Consider the following 1,192-nt stretch of genomic DNA (forward strand, 5'->3'; position numbering starts at 1 on the left):
TATTTAAGAGCGCTGCGCGTCTCGAAATACATCTTTATTTGCAAGTGGGCTTTAAACCCACAAAGTCACGTTTTTTTTCTTTCCCTGTTCCCTGTTAAGAGTTCCCCGTTCCCTTTTTTTTGTAAAATCGCTACAAGCTTGGCAAAAGAAAGCTGATATAGCTAAGGTACGCGTAGGACAAGAAGCTCACTTACTAGTGAGTATGGTGGCTTTCAGGGCGATATCTACGGAAAAGTAGACCATATCGGCTTGCAAGTTGGGAAAAGTCATCTCAACCAAGACCACAATAACGCAAATAGAGATATTAATACTCGTGTCGTAGAGGTAAAAATTCGTCTAAATCCACAAGATAGTCGAAAAGTTGCAGCTTTAAGTGGAATGCAAGTGCGGGTCAAAATAATTCCAAATTAGAAATGCAAAATGTACAATTGTTTCTTACATTTTGCATTAATATGCAACAACAATTAGAAGCAATGCCTAAAGACCCGGATATCATAGCAGAAATAGCCACTATTAATGATGAGTTCGCCTTTGCTGAAATGGATGGCTTGAAAAAGCTGTGAGCATTCAGTGAGGTGCTGGTCAAACTTCGGATGCAAAAATGTTGGACAATTGAAGCGACGGTTCGTTACTGTTTGGGTTTATGATCGAATACCTTTTGAAGGACAAAATATAGAGTTGACAATTCCGTAACTAAAATTTATGAATTGTCAACCGTGTTATAGATAACTTAATACTTATAAATTTAAACTTAAGATTTCACACCCCCTCTGGTGTTAGTGTGGAGGGATTGTTGGTTGCGTCGTGGGTACTTGGCAACGTTATTATTTGTTAGAACTGCGATCGCACGTGCATACTGAGGATCAGAGTGAGTACCAATCAAAGTTGGGTTACTTCCTAGCTTCTGCTGTTGTGCTTGTGTTAAATCGATCCTCACATTAGGCGCAATCCCTTTGTGGTGAATATCTGTACCATTTGGTGTAAAGTAATGCTCTATTGTAACTGCTAAACCGGAGCCATCTGAAAGCTGATGAAGCTCTTGAACCAAGCCTTTACCAAAAGTCTGGCTACCAACGACCACTGCTCTCTTATTATCCTTAAGCGCACCTGTAAGAATCTCACTAGCACTTGCCGAATTACCCTCTACCAAAACTACAACGGGTTTTTTAGTCAGTGCAGTTTTATTGGCTTT

At 39.9% G+C, this 1,192-nt stretch carries 3 protein-coding genes; 2 read left to right on the plus strand and 1 reads right to left on the minus strand.

Annotated elements, in window-relative coordinates; genetic code table 11:
- The first annotated feature begins 249 nt into the window (after window positions 1–249).
- On the plus strand, window positions 250–411 hold the full coding sequence (locus G4P69_RS38560) for a hypothetical protein (RefSeq protein WP_208340697.1): 162 nt from the start codon (window positions 250–252) through the stop codon (window positions 409–411).
- 2 nt (window positions 412–413) lie between these two features.
- Complete coding sequence (locus G4P69_RS38565) at window positions 414–563, plus strand: hypothetical protein (RefSeq protein WP_208340699.1); 150 nt, start codon at window positions 414–416, stop codon at window positions 561–563.
- A 188-nt stretch (window positions 564–751) separates the two neighbouring features.
- Here the strand turns inward: G4P69_RS38565 and G4P69_RS38570 are convergent.
- Window positions 752–1,192 (minus strand): S41 family peptidase (locus G4P69_RS38570; RefSeq protein WP_243903199.1); only part of this gene is annotated, 441 nt, incomplete at its 5' end.

This window comes from Aetokthonos hydrillicola CCALA 1050, assembly GCF_017591665.1.
Classification (GTDB): Bacteria; Cyanobacteriota; Cyanobacteriia; order Cyanobacteriales; family Nostocaceae; genus Aetokthonos; species Aetokthonos hydrillicola.

Excerpts from the sequence above, each read along its gene's own strand:
- G4P69_RS38565 (WP_208340699.1), top strand. The coding sequence starts at position 414 with ATGCAAAATGTACAATTGTTTCTTACATTTTGCATTAATATGCAACAA.